We start from the raw sequence: 18,069 nt of genomic DNA, 5'->3' as shown, positions 1-18,069 counted from the left end.
GCGTCCGGCGCGTGTCTAGGGCAGCCTGGTGAGCACCACGTCACGACCGCGATCGCTGTTGAGCACGATCGCGTCGCTCCTGATGCGAACACTGTAGAGCCACGGCAGCACCCAGGGCGCGATACGCCATTGGTCGTGGATGTCGGTTTCGCTCGGGCGAGCGAGATACATGTCCGCATCGCATGCATCGAGCGAAAGCCGTGCCGTGCCAAAAGGCGATGTCACGCGCATGCTCCAGCGGCCGTCAACATTTCCGATGCTTGCGGTCAAACCGCTCTCTGTGCTGCTGTACGTGCCTGACGGGTCGCTCCCGGTTTGCCTTGATGCTTCCACCCGTCGATAGCGCCTTGAACGGCCGAACGTTTCGGTTCGTATGGATCCGTCCGCTTCCAACCAAAAGACAAATGCCGGCAGCGAACCACGGGCATGGAACTTACCCACTTCCGGTTCCTCCAGTGCCGAGACGCCCATGCTGCCGACGATTGCTGGCAGTCCGCCCGACTCCTCGAGACCAAAGACGCGGCCGCCATCGTCGGATCGCCAGAACCCGTAACGGGTCTCGAGGGATGCAATGCCTTCCGGCGAGAGCAGGCCGCCAGGGCTGCGGCCAAGCACGATGTCGAGCACGTCGCGCGCGAGCCCAAACGATGAAAAATCATCGTGATTGGACAAGACGATGATGGAGATGTCCTCCGACAGGTTGCGGAACGATTCCGAACGCGAGCCGGCGATCCAGCCGCCATGGCCGACGAGCGGAGCGCCCTTGTGGCATGTGTTGACGAGGCCTAGTCCATAGGGCGACGCGACGCCGTTGATCGTTACATAGGGCTTTCCCATGCGCTCGATCATCTCGGCTGTGCCGACCTTTGGCTCCCGCAGGTTTTGCTGCCAGATGATCATGTCCGCCAGGGTCGACACCAGGCCGCCTTCCCCGCCGATCGCAATGCCCCAGGCAGATTTGAGCCATTGGCCCTGTGGCCCACGCCGGTGATGATCCGCCAGACGGGGACGGATTTCGTCATCTCTCACCATCAGTTGCGTATCAGTCATCCCGAGGGGACCGCTGATGTAGTGCTCAAGCGCCTCGTTGAAACTCTTGCCTGTTACCTTCTCGATCAGTTCAGACAGCAGGAGAAAGTTGGAATTGCTGTAGAGGAGGTCTGTCAGGGGCTCGAAATTGAGCCCCTGTTGCCGTGCGACGATTGCCTTTGCAGCCGACCTGGAGGACGGCGCGGTGATTGGAATACCAGCCATGATCATCGAATCCAGGATGTCGCGAATGCCGCTGGTGTTCGATGCCAGATGGCCAAGCGTCACCCGGCTGCCCCAATCGGGCAGCCATGGAAAGTGATCTCGTATGTCGTCTTCGAGCGAAAGCTTGCCCTCACTCTCCAGCATGAGGATCATCAGCACGGTGAACTGCTTGCTTTGGGACGCTATTCGCACAACCGAGCGGTCCGTCAGCGGCAGTCGATGGGCCAGGCTGGCAAGCCCCCTCGCCCGTTGATAGACAGGGCGGCCCTTGTGCAGAACAGCTACGGCGACGCCGGGGCCGTCGGGCGATGCTGCCTCGGAGATACATGCATCAAGCAATGCGACTTCGGTTGATCCGAGCGATCCCGAACGCTGAGAAACAGACATTTGATGTTCCGCTAATATTCCGCGACAAGAAGCCTGTCCCCGTGAGGAACGGGGACAGGCGGTCCCTTACTTCTCCAGCGACACGTTCCAGAACGAGGCCCAAGGAGACGGCCAGAAACCCTTCAATCCGGGCGCCTTGGCCGAAAGTGCGCTAAAATTTCCAACCTTGATTATTGGCGCTTGCTCCATGATCAGCGACTGCACGGTGCCAAAAGCAGCAACGCGCTTCGCCGGATCGGCGGTGCCTGTCAGCGCCGTCATCGCATCCGCAATTTCTGGCGTGCTCCACCAGCCGACCGCCGTTGGAGAAAAGATATTGATCAGCGCCGGCTCAGCCAAGAACGGGCTGTGCGTGATGAAGATGTCCCACAATTCAGGATTCAGGATGCGCTGGGTCAAGGTCGCCCAATCGACGACCTCCATTTTCACGTCGAAACCAGCGAGCTTCAGGTATTCTGCAGCGACCAGCGCCATCTTGTAATGAAACTCGTACTGGCGGCTGGTCAGAATCCGCAGCGGCGTCGGCGTCGTCAGCCCGGCGTCGGTGAGCAGCTTCTTTGCTGCATCGGCATCGCCGACATCATAGTTGCCCTCAACACCGACGTTGCTATGCCATTGGTATCCCTCCGGATACATTGCGCCCTCGACAGCAAAGAATTTCGGGTCGCCAAAGGCGGCAGCGAGCATATCGCTTTCGCTGAGGGCCGCCTGCACGGCCTTTCTCACCTTTACGTCAGCAAGAACGCCTTGCTTGGCATTCATGCGCATCATCAGCCAACCGGAGTTCTGCAACAGAACCGCCTCTGACTTGCTGTCGGCGAGCCGGCCCATTTGTTCGACGGGCAGCGAGTCCGTATATGCAAATTGCCCCGCAATGGCCCCTTCGAGACGGGTGGAGGCGTCCGGTGCCGGAACGAACCTGATCTCGTCGAGATAAGCGATCCTCGCACCAGCATAACCGGAGCCTTCCTCGGCGCGCGGCTTGTATTTGTCAAAGCGCGTCAGCTGGATGTATTGATCCGGCTTGCGCTCCTTGAGCTGATAGGGGCCGGTGCCGATGACCTCGACCATCGGGTCTGTCTGCTTTTCGCTGGGCAGCATGATCGCGGCGGAATTGTTGAATGCAAGCAGAGCCGGCAGTGCTGAATAGGGCTTGGTCAGGGTGATACGAATTGTCGACTGATCGACAGCCTCGATCTGCTTGACGGTCGGAGCGATCTGCTTACCCCGGCCTGCGAGCTTCATCCAGCGGTCCAGGGAAGCGACGACGTCTGCGGCGTCGAACTGGGTGTCGTCGTGGAAGACGACGCCCTGGCGCAGCTTGATGGTGTACACGGTCCCATCGTCGCTCACCTCGGGCAAGCTCTCCGCCAGCAGCGGCGCGACATTCCAGTTCTTGTCGAAGGTAAAGAGCGTCTCGAAGATGTGCTGGCTGATCATGCCGACGAGATCTGTCGACGTAATCATCGCGTCGAGCGTTGGTGGCTCTCCAACCGTCGCGACATTGATAATGCCACCTTTGGTTGGCTCCGCATAAGCCGCAGATGCGGTTGAAAGCGCGGCCAACGCAGAAACAACAGCCAGTCTCATCGTCATAATGCCAGTCCTCCCAGACTTCCAGTGTAATGGAATATATTCCATATTTTAGAGGCTAGGCTTTTGTCGGTTGTTGTCAAACCTTTTCTGCCGATCCAGTGGCATTGATGCTTGGGCCAATGCACGTCGATCCCTCTTCGCCGAGCTCCTTCGGGGCGCGAAGGTTTGCCCGGTTAGGATCGGCCCTGATGGCATGGAACCGCGTGCCCACGCCCACACGGCCGTGAAGCTTGGCGTTGCGCTTCGGTTGTGGAGCGGCGCCGCGTCAGCGGTCCCTGATCTGGTGGAGCTGATGCCTGGACCGCGGCTGGATCTCGATATCGCCAGGCGACATGGCCTGCGTCTGGTCTTGCTGTCATGACCGAACCTGCCGAGATATATTGTATATATATACTTAAATTTATGTGCATCTTAAAAGCAACTTCGTGAATAGATGATATTTTGATAATTGATCACCTCCGTAGGTCGCATGGGGGTGCGGTGTGGTCGTGTCAAGTATATTTCCCGAGATGCAACAGACCGGTACGAATGGCTCAAAAGTACAGACTCTCAATTATTCAGTCTCAGGTGATACGGACTCTGATAGCTTTAAATCTTGGCAACAGCTTCTGGCGTCGCTGTTCAGGGTGACGCGGCCGTTTCATCGGCGAGAGCATGGTTTTTTCGCCTCGCTGACCGTTTACCACCTAGGCTTGGCGCTGGTTCTGCACGGAAAGAGCGATGCCGTGCGTTACTCGCGCTCCGATGCCTGGACCCTGCGCGATGACTTGGATCATCTTTTCATCCATGTCTGCAGCCAGGGCGGCGGCCATCTCAGGCGCGCCGGCGAGAACAGGCGACTGAACCATCTCGATGTCGGGATCGTCGACCTGGCAAGCCCGCTCGATTTCGTCGCCTATGCCAGCGAAAGCGTAAGCCTTGTGTTGCCGCGATCGCTCCTGTCGCCGACCACCGGCGAACTGGACAGGCAGCATGGCCGCATTCTGTTGCGGGACACCCCGGTTGGCGGTCTGCTTGGGCAGCACATCGTGACCTTGTGCCAGACGGCGCCACGGCTATGGCTCCACGAGGCGGTGGCGCTCGCTCGGGTGACGGCGAACCTGGCCGACACATGCCTGGGCATCGGCGCCGTCTCGTATCCGGCGCCCACGACGACGTCTCACGGCGGTCTCATGCGGTCCATCCGAGGTTACATCGAAGAGCGGTTGCACCAGCCGGAACTGGCGCCCGAAGAAGTGGCCTCAGCGTTCCTCATTTCGCGAAGCCAACTCTATCGGTTGTTCGAGACATCTGGCGGCGTCAGGCACTACATCAGCCGCCGCCGCCTTCGCCGCGCGCTGCTCGACATCTGCAGCCCGGCCCTTCGCCATAGGCGTATCGGCGACATCGCCTACGATCTCGGCTTCAGGAATGAGGCTCATTTCAGCCGGATCTTCCACGACGCCTTCGGCAGTTCGCCCCGTGCTGCACGCGCTGCCAGCAAGCGCGGCGATGCTGAATGGCTCGCGGTCGCCTCTCCCGCACCGGGCGGTAATCAGCTGGAGCATTGGCTCAAAGAGTTGATGGCTGGGTGACCTACCCACAGCGCCTCGCGGTGGAGAGCCAGCAGAGCTTGCTGGGACAGACAGACATGTTTTTGGGACGCCAGCCGGAGGACGGGTCTCCGAAATTGCGACAGATTATATTCAGCGGCGTGGCGGAAGGTTACTTAAAATACTACGAAATATTCTTGGAGTTCCAAGAGTTTCGTGGGAGCGCGCTTCGCGGCGATTTCTGTTGTGTCTGATTTTTGTCAACCATAGTTCCAGGAGGCCAAAATGGCGAAGCTACACATCTACAAGAAGGTCGGGAATACATGGACGAAGATCGCCAATGGTGACGGCACCGTCAGCACCGACGAGCCGTTCACGGTTACCTTGTCGTCAGGGTCCGTCACCAGCGGAAACACCTACGACATCAGGCAAGGCCAGTCGGTGACCGGCGACCTGTGCAATTGCACTGCGGTCAACGGCAAGAACGCGACCTTCAGCGCGGCGGCGGCCGACGAGGTGGAGACCTACGAACGAGATGTCGCACGGCAGAGCCTGGCGAGCTTCTACGCGGCCCTGGACGCGGTGTCCAAGGCAGTGACAATCCTTGTCGATCTCGATGACCTGGCCACGCTCAAGACCAACAACTACGCCATGTGCTTTGCCAAGAAGGTCGCCTCCGGCAGCGACGGCGGCAGCTACAACGTCGTCTGGCAGTCGCTGACCAAATATGTCTACAGCACTGCCTTCTCGTGGACGCCTCAATTCTCGCTGTTCGGCACCAATGTCTTCGCCGACACGGTGACGGTCACGGCGACAACCAACCAGCGGGCGCTCGGCCTCGGCCAGCAGTGCCTGCTCGACGCGAACGGTATCCTGCAGCCGCCGGCGACCGGCGGTCCAGTCACCGGTGTCTCCATGCAGAACCAGTTCGGCCTGATCCACCCGGCGCTGAGCCAGATCTCGACGCTGAACGGTGTCCAGCAGACGACGCCGCTCTACGTGGCGCCCAGCGGCATGGTTCAGGGCTCGGTGACGCTGACCCCGATCGACACCGTGATGGTGTGGTTCCAGCAGGACATCGCCACCTCGACGATGTTCAGTTCGGCTCGCTCCATGTCCACCGAGATCGACCTCACCTCGACCAACACCGCCACCCGCCTCTACAAGGGCGGCCAGTGGTCGACCCCATCCTGACCTGCAAAGACTCCCGGGCGGTGCTCGTCGCCCGGGAGGTCTTTCGCGGCAACGCAATACCCCCTCACCATCGTTCGGCGCTCGTCGCACCTGTCATGAAACCATCATGCTGTTGTCATCGCGCTGAAATCTCATTGCCCCAAACGAGGACCGCAATTCCGTTCAGGCAAAGAGGTTTCCCATGTCACGCAAGCTCCTGCTTTTGACGTCCGCGCTGGCGGCGTCCGCAGCCATCCCCGCTTATGCCGACCAGGCGTTCAACCGGATCGCCACCTTCCCGGTCGCAACCAATCTGCCGGCTGGCGTCGACGCCGCGACCCTGACCTCGTCGGAGATCATCGCCGCGACCGAAGACGGCATGACGCTGGTCTATTCCGACAGCCCGCTCGGCGGGGTCGGCTTCATCGACATCACCGACGCCAAGGCGCCGAAGGCTGCCGGTATCGTCAAGATCGAAGGCGAGCCGACTTCCGTCACGGTCCTGGGCGGCAAGGTCTTCGCCGGCGTCAACACATCGAAGACCAAGCAGGAGCCTTCGGGCAACCTGACCATTATCGACCTCGCCTCCAAGGCAATCGACGCCTCCTGCGATCTTGGCGGCCAGCCGGACTCGGTGGCGCTGAGCAAGGATGGCAAGTTCCTCGCCATTGCGATCGAAAACGAGCGCGACGAAGAGCTGAACGAGGGTGCGCTGCCGCAGCTGCCAGCCGGCAATCTGAAGATCGTCTCGTTGAAGGACGGTACAGCCGACTGTGCGTCGATCAGGACGGTCGACCTGACCGGTATCGCAGCGGTTGCGCCGGAAGATCCGGAGCCGGAATTCGTCGCCTTCAACGAAGCTGGAGAGATCGCCGTCACGCTGCAGGAAAACAACCACATCGCCATCGTGGATGCAGCCTCGGGCAAGGTCGTCTCGCATTTTTCGGCAGGCGAAGTGACGCTCGAAAACGTCGATACCAAGAAGGATGGGGCGCTAAGCTTCACCGGCAAGGTCGAGAACGCTGTGCGCGAACCCGATGCGGTGAAGTGGCTCGACAATGATCGTCTCGTCGTTGCCAATGAAGGCGACTACAAGGGCGGTGCGCGCGGCTTCACCATCTTCTCCAAATCAGGCGAAGTGCTCTACGAGTCCGGTCCATCCTTCGAATACCAGGCCGCCACCGCCGGTCACTATCCCGACGCCCGCAACAAGAAGGGCATTGAGCCGGAAGGCCTGGAGTTCGCCCAGTTCGGCGGCCAGAAATACATCTTCGTTGCCGCCGAGCGGGCGTCGCTGATCGGCGTCTACAGAGACACCGGCAAGGAGCCGGAATTCGTCCAGCTGCTGCCCTCGGGCATCGGCCCCGAGGGCCTCGTCGCCATCCCGCAGCGCAACCTGCTGGTCACTGCCAACGAGACGGATCTCGTCGAGGATGGCCTCGCACGTTCGCATGTCATGGTCTATGAACTCGGCGAAGGTGCAGCCAACTATCCGCAGATCGTGGCAGCTCCCAACGAAGACGGCACGCCGCTCGGCTGGGGCGCACTTTCGGGTATCGCCGCCGATCCCAAGGAAGCCGGCAAGCTCTATGCGGTGTCGGACTCGGTCTACCGCTCGGCGCCGGCGATCTTCACCGTCGATACCACCAAGACCCCTGCCCTGATCACCGCAAAGACCGTCGTCACGCGTGACGGCAAACCGGCGCAGAAGCTTGATCTCGAAGGCCTGGCACCGGATGGCAAGGGCGGCTTCTGGCTCGCCTCCGAAGGCCGTACCGACAAGCTGACCCCGCACGCCATCTTCAACGTCAACGCCAAGGGTGAGATCAAGGAAGAGATCGCGTTCCCGGCCGAGCTGCTGGCGCACGAGACCCGCTTCGGCCTCGAAGGCATCACCACGCTTGGCGAAGGCGACAACCTGACCCTGGTCATGGCGATCCAGCGCGAATGGGCAGACGACCCCAAGGGCCAGGTCAAGCTCCTGGCCTACAAGCCCAAGGACAAGGAATGGTCGGCGGTCCGCTATCCCCTCGACAAGACCGAGAAGGGCTGGGTCGGCCTGTCGGAAATCACCGCCCATGACGGCAAGCTGTTCATCGTCGAACGCGACAATCTGATCGGCCAGGAGGCCGTCAACAAGCGTCTCTATTCGGTCGCGCTCGATGGCTTCAAGCCGGCCAAGCTCGGCGGTGAGCTGCCGGTGGTGGCGAAGACGCTGGTGCGCGACCTGGTGCCGGATCTCAAGGCCGCGACCAACGGCTACGTCGTCGACAAGGTCGAAGGTTTTGCCATCGATACGTCGGGTGAGGCCTTTGTTGTCACCGACAATGACGGCGTCGACGACTCTTCGGGCGAAACCCTGTTCATTCGTCTGGGCAATATTGCAGCGGTCAACTGATCGGATGACGTCAGTCGAAACGAAAAAGCCGCGGCATCGATGCCGCGGCTTTTTCTGCTGTCCGGCGTTGCGGAGGCTGGATGGTGTTCGTTCAATCGATCTGCAGGACCAGCGCCGGATGCAGCTTCTTCAGGTTCGGCAGCGACTTCGACTGCCATGGGATCTCGGAGCTGCCGCGCACGACGAGTTGCACATCTGGGTGTTTGCGCACCTCGATGGTGAACTTGGCCAAAAGGTTGATGCCGGATGAGTTGAGAAACTCGAGGTCGGTCAAGTTGAGCGTCATCGTCTCAGGCTTTTCAGCCAGAATGGTGGTCATGACAGCCAGCACCGGCGCATAGGCTTCGGAGCCGGCAAGCCGCATGGAGCCGTCGAAATAGACATCGCTGTTTTCGGTCCAGACGCGATAGTCATCGGTTCTTACTTCCATGTGCGCCTTCATTCTTTCCTAGTGAGCCTGCGAGATCGGGATCGTGGCATAGGTCTCGACGTGCACTCGGTTGCTGGACTCAACCGGGCTGAAGATCCATGCCAGTCTGGCGCCATAGTCGCTCATCAGCGTCAGCAATCCAAGCCCCGAGCCGGTAGCATCGGGATCAGCTGCATTCGCCTCGATCTGCTGGATCAAAAGGTCTCCCGGATCTCCTATGGTAATCTGGGAGAGAAGCTTCTGAAACGTTATCGCGGTCTTGTCTGCCACGACGTTGGAAACCTTCACCTTGAAATTGTTTGAGTCCATCGATGCTTCGACGATGATCTCGCCCGGCTCGCGAAACTTCACGGCATTCTCGATCAGCTCGTTGACGAGGTATCCAATGCTGTGGCGCACTTCCTTGTAGTCGTTTCGCGACGCGTGGAAGGGCAGCGCGAAAAGATCAGCGATGAAGTCCGAAGTCGTTGCGCAGTGGTGCCATTTCAGGTCCAGCGGCCCGTCAAACAACCTGACGCGGCTGATGTTGTCCCGCATGCCCATCGCAATGTCGGCCGGTCCATACATAGTTGTCATGTGCTCACCTGTGCCTCATGACGACGAGTGTAATGTCGTCGTGTATCTTCCGTGTGCCGATATACGCCATCAGGTCGTCGACAATTCCGCTCTTGATCTCTTCCGCGCTGCTACCGTAGCGTGATCGTGCACTTTCGCTGAGCCGGTCGAGGCCGAACAGTTTGCCGCCCGTTCCTTCAGCCTCGGTCACGCCGTCGGTGTGAAGAATGATGACGTCGCCGCTGCTGAACGGGATGTTGCGAGTGGCGACAAACGGCGAGATGTCCCGTTCGAGGCCAACCGGCAAGCCCAGGTCGAGCGTGTCGATCCGTTCGACCTTGCCGCCGTCGCGGACGACAAGCACCTCTTCATGCTGACCCGACAGAACCAGGCGCTCGTCTTCATAGTCGAGGAAGGCCAGTGACAGGTGCTTGTCGGAGTTGGTGCGCTCCAGGTTCTTGAAGATGGCGCGGTTCAAGCGGTCGAGGAACTGGCGGGGATTGTCCTCGCCGGTCTCCTGCAGCGCGCGTGCCACCGACTGCACCATCAGCATCAGCACGCCACTCTCGAGGCCGTGTCCAGTGACGTCGCCAATGCCGATCTTCAGGCGGTGCCCATCCTGTAGGACGTCGTAATAGTCGCCGCCGACCTCGTCTGCCGGCCGCATGTAGGCCGCGATCTCGATGCCCGGGATCAGCGCCAGTTCGCGTGGCTTGGGCAGCACCATCATCTGGATCTGGCGCGCCACGTCGAGTTCGGCGCCGAGCCGCACATTTTCGCTGCGCAGCTTTTCGTTGAGCGTCGAGATTTCGACATTGGCGTCTTCGAGATCCCTGGTGCGCGCGTCAACCAGCTGCTCGAGGTTCTCTGTGTGGAAGCTGATCTGCTCGGCCATGCGGTTGAAGGCCACACCGACCTCGCCCACCTCATCCTTCGACGGGATGTTGACGCGGACGGAATAATCCTTTGCCTGCAGCCTCCTGGCGCCAGCTGCAAGCGCGCTGAGGCCTGCCGTGATGCGCTTGGACAAGCCAAACACTGCGGCAAACACGATCATCAGTGAAACGATGATGGCCAGGAGCTGATAAAGCAGGATCCGGTTCGTCGCCTTCGAAATGCTGTCCTGCGCTGCAAACAGCGCAGCATAGATCTCGCGCTCGGGCACGACGATGCCGACCGACATCGCCTGTTCTTCGATGGGTCCGGTGGTCCATAGATTCGTCGGCTTCAGCCCCTTCAGCACGACAATGTAAGGGACGTCCTCCCCGTCCTTCTGCAAGAGGACATGCTGAATCGCACCGTCATTGCTGCTGTCGAGGTCGAGGGTTGCGATCGCAGGTTGGGTGCTGGTACGCAGAGAGCGCTCGAGGCCGGTAACCCCGCCCGTACCCTGTTCATTCGAGGAAACCAGCCCGATCGTCGCTTCGCTCTTCGCGTTGATGGCGACCACATTGCCGTTCGGCATCGTCAGGAAGCCGAAACCCGTTTCGGCGATCTTGACGTTCTCGACGATCTCGGCGAGCTGGTCGAGGGTGATATCGGCGCCGGCGGCACCTGCAACGCCCGTGCGGTCGCGCGTCCACAGCGGATGGAAAAAGCTGACGATCAGCTTGCCGGTGATCGCGTCGGTATAGGGCGCGGTCTGGGTGATGTCGTTGTTGGGGATGAAACGCGACGCCGGATCGAGCGCCCATTTCTGCCACGAGCCATAGATGCCGGGGAAAAAGAACTCCCAGAATTCCGAATTGTTGTGGCCGGGATAGAGGCGATCGAAGGTCTGGGCCTGGTCCGTATAAGGCGCCGTCCTGAAGATCGGGCGCTCCTTTGGGCCAATGTAATACATCTGCAGCTTTGACGAACCGCTGGTCAGCAGGCTCGGCGCGACGAGGTCGAGCACCGCGCTGTTTTCAATCTCATCCTGGACCGCCGGCAGCGGCTTGTGGTCGGGGCCAAGCAGGTAACCCCAGACGCTGACCACGGAAGGTGCGCCTGGCAAGTTCTGCGCCCACTGTCCCTTGGTGTCATAGACCACATTCACCGAGGCTGCGGCCTGGTTTGCCAGCGTGGCGCCGACCTGCTTCTGCCGGTCAGGGTCGTCGATCTGCCCTTGTATGACGCCGGCAAGCGTCTTGACGTCGGCATGGACCCGGTCGAGCAACAGGTCGACCCGCGACGCCGTCGACTCGGCATAGGAGCGGATATACTCCTGGTTTGCCGTCGTCAGGCCGGCGCCGACCTCGGAGGTCGCGTCCTGGGACAGCCGCTGCACGTTCCACAGCGCCAGGCCGCCGCTCATCAGCAGGTCGAACAGCACTGCTCCGCCCACCACCAGCACGAACTTCGCGCGGAAGGAATGCAGTCCGAAACGAGGGGTGTCCTGCATGTCCGTGCTCATAGTGGCTTCTGCCCTGAGGCAGCCCAGATTGGCCAACCGGCATACCCCTTCGGGTGGAGGGCGGCCGAGATGTGGTCCTTGAACCCTTGCCTGAACTGCTTGATGAACTCGCTGGAATCGCCGCGCTTGACGGCCATGTCGCCGGCATAGACGTCTTCCCATGCCGCGATCATGTCGGCAAAGTCCTTCGGATCGCCGTCGAGATTGGTGACCATGAACTGTTCGACGCGGATGTCGTCGAAGCCAGCATCCGCCAGATAGCGCCGGCTCTTGGGCCCGAGCTCGACGTCCATGTCGAAATGTTCGAACAGTTTGGCTACCTCGTTGTAGGTCCAGCGGATGCTTTCGCCGCGTGGTTCGCCCAGGCAGTGCGAGTTCTTCTCGTTGGTGATGTAGACCCGGCCACCCGGCTTGCAGATCCGGAACAGCTCCTTGAGGATTTGCGCAGGACGATTGAAGATCTGCAGTGAGTGCCGGCAGGTGACGAGGTCGAACTGGTCGTCGTCGAGCAACATCTCGGAGGCGTCGCCATAGGTGTATTCGATGCCGGTGATGTCGAACTCCGTAGCGACCTTCCTGGCGTAGGCCAGGCTCGACTTGGAATGGTCGAGGGCGACGATCCGCGACGGCTCGAATTCCTTCTGCACCAGCACCGCGAAATCACCGATGCCGCAGCAGATGTCGGCCATGACGATGCCCGGCCGCATGCCGTGACGCGGCAAGATAGAGCGTTCGTGACGCCAGGTCATCTTGGTCTGGGTCCGCAGGATGGGAATGAACCCACCCTCTTCTAGGAAGCTCTGGCCGGGGTAGAACTCGCTGTCATATTCCTCGACGGTGATACCCGGCTCGATCTTGCTGAGACGGCCGAATTTGCGCGTCGTCCAGCCGACGACGCTGGAGGTAATGACGACAAATCTCAGGTCCGGCCTGACCCGGCAGGCGTCGATGATGACGCGTGAAAAGGCATGGAACGCAGTGTTGTTCATCTGCGCGAGGCGTCTGACGTTGATGTAAAGCACGCCGCGGACGCTTTCGATGGATTCTTTCAGCAGGCCCAGGCTGGGCGCCAGCTCGTCAATCGTTTGCGGGCGTACCGACCCGGCAAGCGAGAATTCCTGGTTGTTCAGGTCGAAATGCGCCTTGAAGCGCCCTGAAATACTGGAAGGGGCAGGGTGCGCAGTCAATTTGCCAGGCCCCCGAGCGGGAGGTCGACAACGATTGTGACCGTATCGCCATCAACCTCTTCAAGCCGAAGCGTGGCGTTGTAGTTGACGGTCAGTTCGAGAAGCATCATGTCGCGGCTAGGCGCGACATCGCCTGAAAGCGAACTCAGGTAACGTGCCTGCCGGTCGGCACCCTGAACCCGCGCAATGGCAGCCTCCAGGAAGGTGTGCTCTTCCCGGCTGCAGGCAAACGTCAACTCGATTCGGTCAGTCTCGCCCAAGCGAGACAGCCTGCACTCGAGTGCTCCCCCAGAATGACGCGTCCTGAAAGTGACCTCCAGCAATTCATTCAGTGCGGACGAAAAGAGATTGGAGAAAAGAACGGAGTCTGGTCTGTTATGGCTGATAGTACGCGCAAGGTAACTCGAAATGTAGTCGCAATGCGCCCAATTCGAAAGGAAAGATGCGATCTCCATGTCGACCTGGATCATCGTGCGAAAACTTGGTTCCGCATTCGCATCTTTCGTAGGCATGTCACCCTCTTACCGTTCTGGCCGTGCAACAGGGTTGCTCGGCTTATCTGCGGTGTCCGGCCCGAAGTCGGTGCGCCGTCACACTATGCGTATGTATGGCCTTCTTCGCTTGCCCCGTCGAGGCAAGCTTGCAGGGTGTTGCCTGTCGTCATGATCGGTCTTGTTCTTGCGGCGCCTTCTGTTCCGCCGGCGGGCGGTCCGCAAACTCACCCGTCGCGTCCGCCCCCATCGGCCGCCCCAGGAAGTTGCCCTGCAAGCAATCGCAGCCCTCTTCGATCAGCCAGTTTGCCTGGCCGGCCGTTTCGACCCCTTCCGCGGTGACGCTGATACCCAGGCCGTGTGCCAGGCTCATGACGGACCGGACGATGGCCTGGCTCTTGCGGTCGGCTACCAGGTCCTTGATGAAATACTGGTCGATCTTCAGCGTGTCGAACGGGAAATTCTTGAGATAGCTCAGCGACGAGTAGTGCGTGCCGAAGTCGTCGAGGGAAATCCGGATCCCCAGGACGTTCAGCGTGTTCAGCGTGTCGAGGTTGTCGACTGTCTGCTCCAGCAGCACCGTTTCGGTGATTTCGAGCTCGATGCGGTCGGCGCGGATGCCGACCTTGTCGATGATGTGCGCCACGGTGTCGGTGAGCGAGCCACTCAGGAACTGCGCCGGCGACAGGTTGACCGCGACGTTCATGGACGATGGCCAGGTCATCGCCTGGCGGCAGGCCTCCTCGAGCACCCAACGGCCGATGTCGTCCATCAGGCCATCGGCCTCGGCGATCGGAATGAAGACGTTGGGCGGGATGAGGCCAACCTCGGGATGGTGCCATCGCAGCAGCGCCTCGAACCCGACTACCGTCGATGGCGGGCGGATGAGTGGCTGATATTCGAGATAGAGTTCCTGCCGTTCCAGGGCCATACGCAGGCTTCGCCTAAGGTTCTCCCGTTGCTCCAGAAGCAGCATCATCGAGCGATTGAAGGTGCGGGCGCAGCCACGGCCGTCGCGCTTGGCGGCGTAGAGGGCGATGTCGGCCGCCTTCATGAGCTCCTCGCTCTCCGCGCCGTGCTGCGGGCCGAAGGCGATACCGACACTCGCGCCGACAAACAGCGGGATGTCGTTGATGACGAAGGGCGCCTTGAAGGAATCGACGATCGCCTGAGCCAGCCGTTCGGCCGCCATGGGCTGCTGCTTGTTGGCCTGGATCACCGCGAACTCGTCGCCGGCATATCTGTAGGCCGCATCGCCGTCCTGGAGCGCGCCGCGGATTCGATTTGCCGCCAGCTGCAGCAAGGTGTCGCCAGTGCCATGGCCAAGCGTGTCGTTGACCGACTTGAAGTCGTCGAGATCAATCTGCAGCAGCGCCGACTTGTCCCGGGAATCGCCGCTTTCCGCCAGAACCTCGTCCAGGCGCTCGCTGAAGCGGCGGCGGTTCTGCAATCCGGTCAGCGCATCATGTGTCGCCTGATGCTGCAGAAGTTTGACGCGATCGGCTTCCTCGGTGGCAGCGCGGCCGTCATGACCGGTTTCCGCTGTCTCGATGATGCCGACGCCGTCGGCCATTCCGAAACAGAAAACCACTCCCGCCGGCTGGCCCGACAGCGCCTTGAGCTTGATTCGCGTCGACGAGCCATCGCGCGCGGCGAGCTGCATTGCCGCGCGAAGCTCGTTTTCGCCAAAGTTCGGATAGATCTCCCACGCCACCGCGCCCGGGGTCATGGCGTTTCCGCGAATGCTTTTCAGTCGGGCCGAGCAGTCGGTCAGCCGGAATTCGTGGTCATAAAACGATACGAGATCGGTGGTGTTGGCGAGGAAACCTGAAAGGCGGGCATCGCGGGCCATCGAGAGGTTCGAGGGCCCCTGCCCTCCGCCTCTTTTGTCCCCAGCCTTCGGATACCCAAACCAATTCCAAAAGCGGTACAAGTCCGCATCTCCTTACCGCATGACGTAAAGTTAGCACAGCGGAACAAGGGCTTGCAAACACTCGGCGTGCGAACTCCACAACCATCCATTGGTGTCAGCGATTGCCGTACACTCATCTAACAATCACAGCATGGCGTGATGCGGTGGTCGCGAATTGCCGCTTCCAGATCACAAAGCAGGAAGCTGGAAGGAACTGTTAACCACTGGCTTCCTATTGCTCGGGGGACGTTTCATCAGCGAGTCTTGAGCATGGGAAGCACGCGTTTGCCTCGAGTGAATTTTTCGAACCAAGTCTCGCACGATGACGGCCAGAATCGCCCGGAAAGCAAGGCAGACGGAACGCATGTGGCTTCGCCGGCCGATGGCCCCGGCTGGCAGGATTATTTCTTCCTCGCGCCCAATGTGCGCTTCACCCGCACGCCGGATTACGATGCCGCCAAGCGCCAGGCATATGAAGCGGCGGAGGCCGCCCACAATGAAGCCCAGGCGAACGCCGCCGGCCTGCAGCCGCTGACGGCCGAGCGCGCGACAGTTGTCGCACCTGTCGCGGTTCCGGCAAGACCGGCGACCGTGACGACAGGGGCCCAGGTCATCGAGGCCTTGCAGGCGCAAATCGCAAGCAGGATTGCCGCGCCGGTTCCACAGGCGCCCTCGCCCGTACGACAGCCCGTTGCAGCAGTGAACTCCGCCAACCCGCCAGTGCAAGCCGCAGCCAAGCTGGCCGGCGCCGGTGAATATGCGGCGGCCCAGCCCAAGAAGGCTCGGTGGTCCTATCTTTCCGATCACGCATTTTTCGAGCTGATGGCGCCGAGCACATCGGACGGTCCGTCACCGGTAGCCGCGGTTGCTACCGCCCGCCCCGCGCCGGTGCCGGTGCGAGTTGCGCCGGTACCTGTTGTCGCCAGGCAGGCCGAGATTGCCGCAGCCGAAATCACGGCGCTGTTCAGGGTCATCGAGTGCATTCCGACCCAACAGGTCAACACAGCGCCTGCAGCGCCTGCCAACTCCAATGAGGTGAAGATCGAAGCTCCCACGATTGCCGAACGCGCTGAGCGCGCGTCGGTCGTCGCTGGCACGCCAGAACCAGTCACCATCGCCGAGCCGACGGCTCCCCTTCGCGCGGTGTCGCCATTGCCTCTGATGGGCAAGATCGTGCCGGCGACCACCGGCGATACCTACGAATTGCCCTCAGAGGAGTTGTTGCAGCTGCCGCCGGCAGGCCAGGGCTTCTACATGTCGCAGGAGCGGCTGGAGCAGAACGCCGACCTGCTGGAAAGCGTTCTCGAGGACTTTGGCGTGCGTGGCGAGATCATCCATGTTCGCCCGGGCCCTGTTGTGACGCTCTACGAATTCGAGCCGGCGCCGGGCGTGAAATCGTCGCGCGTGATCGGCCTTGCCGACGACATCGCTCGCTCGATGAGCGCGATCTCCGCGCGTGTCGCGGTCATCCCCGGCCGCAACGTCATCGGCATCGAACTGCCCAATGAGACACGCGAGACGGTCTATTTCCGCGAGCTGATCGAATCGGACGGCTTCCGCAACACCGCCTGCAAGCTGGCGCTCTGCCTCGGCAAGACGATCGGCGGCGAGCCGGTCATCGCCGAACTCGCCAAGATGCCCCATCTGCTCGTCGCAGGCACCACCGGCTCGGGCAAGTCTGTCGCCATCAACACCATGATCCTGTCGCTGCTCTATCGGCTGAAGCCGGAAGAGTGCCGCCTGATCATGGTCGACCCGAAGATGCTGGAGCTCTCCATCTATGACGGCATCCCGCATCTGCTGACGCCTGTCGTCACCGATCCGAAGAAGGCGGTCACGGCACTCAAATGGGCAGTGCGCGAGATGGAGGATCGCTACCGCAAGATGGCGCGGCTCGGCGTGCGTAACATCGACGGCTACAACGAGCGTGCCGCGATCGCCCGCGACAAGGGCGAAACGGTGGTGATGCAGGTGCAGACCGGCTTCGAGAAGGGCACCGGCGTGCCGCTGTTCGAGGAGCAGGAAATCGACCTTGCCCCGATGCCCTATATCGTCGTCATCGTCGACGAGATGGCCGACCTGATGATGGTCGCCGGCAAGGAGATCGAAGGTGCGATCCAGCGCCTGGCGCAGATGGCACGTGCCGCCGGCATACATCTGATCATGGCAACCCAGCGACCCTCGGTCGACGTCATCACCGGCACCATCAAGGCCAACTTCCCGACCCGCATCTCGTTCCAGGTGACGTCCAAGATCGACAGCCGCACCATCCTTGGTGAGCAAGGCGCCGAACAACTGCTCGGCCAGGGGGATATGTTGCACATGGCCGGAGGCGGCCGCATCGCCCGCGTCCACGGCCCGTTCGTCTCGGACGCCGAGGTCGAGCATGTCGTCAATCACCTCAAGGCACAGGGACGTCCCGAGTATCTCGAGACCGTCACCGCCGACGAGGAGGACGAGGTGCCGGACGTCGATGACAGCCCGGTCTTCGACAAGGGCTCGGTCGCTGCCGAGGACGGCGATGCAATGTATGACGAGGCGGTGAAGGTGGTGCAGCGCGACAAGAAGTGCTCGACTTCCTATATCCAGCGCCGCCTCGGCATCGGCTACAACCGTGCTGCATCTTTGGTCGAGCGCATGGAAAAGGAAGGCCTCGTCGGCGCGCCGAACCATGTCGGCAAGCGCGAGATCATGGCCGGTCGCCGTGACCACGCGCAGACGAATGACGATCAGGAGTGATCGCAGGCCTGGTTGAAAGA

At 61.1% G+C, this 18,069-nt stretch carries 12 protein-coding genes; 4 read left to right on the top strand and 8 right to left on the bottom strand.

The features are described from left to right. Positions 1-15: 15 nt before the first annotated feature. Positions 16-1,641 carry a serine hydrolase gene (locus H5P29_RS29660; protein WP_154384407.1) on the bottom strand — a complete coding sequence of 542 codons (1,626 nt, stop codon included), beginning with the start codon at positions 1,639-1,641 and terminating at the stop codon, positions 16-18. A gap of 66 nt (positions 1,642-1,707) precedes the next feature. Then, positions 1,708-3,237 carry an ABC transporter substrate-binding protein gene (locus tag H5P29_RS29655; protein WP_154384408.1) on the bottom strand — a complete coding sequence of 510 codons (1,530 nt, stop codon included), beginning with the start codon at positions 3,235-3,237 and terminating at the stop codon, positions 1,708-1,710. A gap of 509 nt (positions 3,238-3,746) precedes the next feature. Between H5P29_RS29655 and H5P29_RS29650 the strand changes: the two genes are divergently transcribed. The 3 genes from H5P29_RS29650 (at position 3,747) to H5P29_RS29640 (ending at position 8,340) form a co-directional block, all read left to right on the top strand. Next, a complete protein-coding gene (locus tag H5P29_RS29650) occupies positions 3,747-4,811 on the top strand; it encodes a helix-turn-helix domain-containing protein (protein ID WP_154384409.1) in 1,065 nt (354 codons plus the stop codon). 243 nt (positions 4,812-5,054) lie between these two features. Beyond that, complete coding sequence (locus tag H5P29_RS29645) at positions 5,055-5,963, top strand: hypothetical protein (RefSeq protein WP_154384410.1); 909 nt, start codon at positions 5,055-5,057, stop codon at positions 5,961-5,963. A 181-nt stretch (positions 5,964-6,144) separates the two neighbouring features. Further along, entirely contained in the window at positions 6,145-8,340 is a 2,196-nt protein-coding gene (locus H5P29_RS29640) for an esterase-like activity of phytase family protein (RefSeq protein ID WP_154384411.1), read from the top strand. Between the two features lie 91 nt (positions 8,341-8,431). On the opposite strand, the gene H5P29_RS29635 is transcribed toward H5P29_RS29640, so the two are convergent. From H5P29_RS29635 to H5P29_RS29610, 6 genes are all read right to left on the bottom strand, one after another. Then, positions 8,432-8,770: a hypothetical protein gene (locus H5P29_RS29635; protein ID WP_067968546.1), complete on the bottom strand. Its 339-nt coding sequence runs from the start codon at positions 8,768-8,770 to the stop codon at positions 8,432-8,434. 18 nt (positions 8,771-8,788) lie between these two features. Beyond that, complete coding sequence (locus tag H5P29_RS29630) at positions 8,789-9,346, bottom strand: ATP-binding protein (protein ID WP_067968307.1); 558 nt, start codon at positions 9,344-9,346, stop codon at positions 8,789-8,791. Between the two features lie 4 nt (positions 9,347-9,350). After that, on the bottom strand, positions 9,351-11,708 hold the full coding sequence (locus H5P29_RS29625) for a SpoIIE family protein phosphatase (RefSeq protein ID WP_371818666.1): 2,358 nt from the start codon (positions 11,706-11,708) through the stop codon (positions 9,351-9,353). Positions 11,709-11,716: 8 nt separating this feature from the next. Continuing rightward, positions 11,717-12,907, bottom strand: coding sequence for a class I SAM-dependent methyltransferase (locus H5P29_RS29620; protein ID WP_067968313.1), 1,191 nt, complete (start codon positions 12,905-12,907; stop codon positions 11,717-11,719). Further along, on the bottom strand, positions 12,904-13,419 hold the full coding sequence (locus tag H5P29_RS29615; protein WP_246670713.1) for a ubiquinone biosynthesis methyltransferase UbiE: 516 nt from the start codon (positions 13,417-13,419) through the stop codon (positions 12,904-12,906). The genes H5P29_RS29620 and H5P29_RS29615 overlap by 4 nt, the downstream gene beginning before the upstream one ends. A 148-nt stretch (positions 13,420-13,567) precedes the next feature. After that, positions 13,568-15,250: a bifunctional diguanylate cyclase/phosphodiesterase gene (locus H5P29_RS29610; RefSeq protein WP_154384412.1), complete on the bottom strand. Its 1,683-nt coding sequence runs from the start codon at positions 15,248-15,250 to the stop codon at positions 13,568-13,570. A gap of 330 nt (positions 15,251-15,580) precedes the next feature. On the opposite strand from H5P29_RS29610, the gene H5P29_RS29605 reads away from it, so the two are divergent. Then, positions 15,581-18,049, top strand: coding sequence for a DNA translocase FtsK (locus H5P29_RS29605; RefSeq protein ID WP_154384413.1), 2,469 nt, complete (start codon positions 15,581-15,583; stop codon positions 18,047-18,049). Positions 18,050-18,069 lie beyond the last annotated feature (20 nt).

The sequence above is a fragment of the Aminobacter sp. MDW-2 genome (genome assembly GCF_014250155.1).
Classification (GTDB): domain Bacteria; phylum Pseudomonadota; class Alphaproteobacteria; order Rhizobiales; family Rhizobiaceae; genus Aminobacter; species Aminobacter ciceronei.
The sequence above is the reverse complement of the archived record's forward strand: the minus strand, read 5'-3'. Positions and strand labels throughout refer to the sequence as shown.